General features: G+C 39.4%; 1 protein-coding gene and 1 pseudogene. Both read left to right on the top strand.

All coding sequences use genetic code 11. From position 1 onward, the window contains the following. Positions 1–321 precede the first annotated feature (321 nt). A complete protein-coding gene (locus B9J87_RS16585; RefSeq protein WP_094151790.1) occupies positions 322–1,389 on the top strand; it encodes an outer membrane beta-barrel protein in 1,068 nt (355 codons plus the stop codon). Between the two features lie 308 nt (positions 1,390–1,697). Continuing rightward, a pseudogene (locus tag B9J87_RS16580) lies at positions 1,698–2,128 on the top strand (IS5 family transposase); the annotation flags it as partial. Between the last annotated feature and the right edge of the window lie 171 nt (positions 2,129–2,299).

The raw sequence follows: 2,299 nt of genomic DNA, 5'->3' as shown, positions 1-2,299 counted from the left end.
AGATGATATTTATCTACAAACCGTGGATAAGAAAAATAAAATTTATGTGTCATCCGCATTTGGTGGAATTATTTTTCATGTTGATGAATTTTTAAATAAAACAGAATAAGTAAAAACCAACATTCCCTGCAACTCCGGTTACTATCCTTTATCTTTATATAGAGTAAAAAAGAGGATAGTAACCAACCTACCCTTATATACCTATACAATTCTCACTCAAAATAAATAACCTTTGAGCGGTACTTTATTTTCCAAATTAAAGATTAAAATAACAACGTCAAGAAATTTTTCTATGTTTACTCGATACTAAAGGATAGCTAAATGAATAAATTCCGTTTTTCTTTACTCACATCAGTCATTCTGATGGGTATTTCACACACCACTCTGGCTGATGAATCAAATATTTATCTAGGTGCTGGTGTCGGCGCTGGGCACATTCACGGTTTAAATAAGATTGATAATGTTGAATCTGGCGCAGAAGATGCGGCTGCAGCAAATTTATTTTTGGGCTACGACCTAAATAATTACCTCTCGGTTGAAGGCGGTTATCTTTACTTAGGGCATGGTAAAACAGATAACCTCCCCTTTAAAAATCAAGGTGGTATGATCAGCTTAAATGGCAAAGTGCCACTAGTAGGAGACCTATCTTTACTCGCTGAAGCTGGCGGTTATTGGTCTCACACTGAAGGACTTGGCGAAAAAGACAGCAAAGTTTCCGCCGTGTTAGGAGCTGGCCTTGCTTATCAAATTAACGATCAGTTTGCTGTGCAAGCACGTTGGCGTTACATCAAAGATGTCGCAGACATCCAAAGCGAACTCTATCAAACCCATTTTGAACCGAATGAAAACCTCGCAACATTAGAACTGGTTTATCATCCATTCCGATCTGCAAAAGTAGAACCTATGGCAGTCACCACTTCCTTTGAAGCTGAAATAATGCAATCAGCAGAAGAACCAGAGATTATTCAGCCAGCTACCATCATGGTCGATAAACCATTTGAGCTAAGTACAGAAGTACACTTTAACCTCAACCAAACCGCATTAAATAATGAAGCATTACAATCACTGGATAAGTTAAACCAACAACTAACAGAAATTAATGCTAAAAAACAGATGGAGACCATAGTAATTGGTTATTCCGATAGCTTGGGGGCGAATCTAATCAGAGATCGTGTTTCTAAAGAGCGAGCAGAGGCGGTAGCCAATTATCTCGCCCATATCGGCGTACCAGAAAGTCAAATGCACGTACAAGCAAAGACTATTTCAGACTCAACCTGTAACGATGTAACAAATAAAGCAGAGCAGATTGCTTGTCTTGCTCCTAATCGCCGTGTCGACATAAAGATAACAGGCTATCACGAAGTGGAAGAGCTCCAATCGCCTTGGTAAGAACACTTAAGTAATAAGCAATAAGTAAATTGACTAAATTTGGGTTGCATATCCACCTCCCCCTTTGGATCTTAGCAGCCACTTTCATCGGTTTCAGAATGGTCCCTGAGGCCGATTTTTTTTGGCTAGAATAGCTACGTATTGCTACCAAGAATCATATTAGGTAAAACGTTTTTCCACCTGAACTGGCTTGGTTGCGTAAATCGATGGAACTCATTATCGATTCTACGTTTTGAGCAGCTGCATTCACTTTCCACAGTAGCATAATGCCTAAACCTCGTTACAAAACAACCAACTGGAAACAGTAGATAGCTTTAATCAATCGTGGCTCACTTCTTCTGGATTGATGAAGAAGCGATAAGCGATTGGAAACAATGCAAACAAAAAAGCGTGGAAGATCTCGTTGCTTTAGCGACCTAGCGATCACAACTGCATATGATTAAGCGCATCTTCTCATTGCAGTTAAGAACTCGGCAAGGATTTATTGGCCCTGTATTTATGATTCCCCGAGTTCCATTGAAGTACCCACATAACACTTGTATCAGTCGCCGAGCTAAGCAGGTTGAAATATCGTTTAAACCTAAAACTTCTAGAATGATAAGACACTTAGCCATCGATGCCACTGGTCTCAAGGTTTATGGTGAAGGTGAATGGAAATTCAATAAGCATGGCTAAACGCACAGTTCGGCAAAAACGCCGTATTGCTGTTGATACGAGAACTCACGAAAATACCGCTGCGTAGTTGAGTTTATCGAACGTGGCTGATGCCGATGTGTTGACAAAATCTGCCTGAAACTTGTTGTTTTGACTAAGAAACACACAAAGCGGCAAATTTGTCTCTACACTGATACGCAACAAAGGCCGTTTTGAAAGATAAAAAGAAGTAAAGAAAGATAATTAAATATAACTA

It is taken from the genome of Vibrio sp. V19_P1S1T109, from assembly GCF_002241375.1.
Lineage (GTDB): Bacteria > Pseudomonadota > Gammaproteobacteria > Enterobacterales > Vibrionaceae > Vibrio > Vibrio anguillarum.
This window is presented reverse-complemented; position numbering and strand designations above follow the sequence as displayed.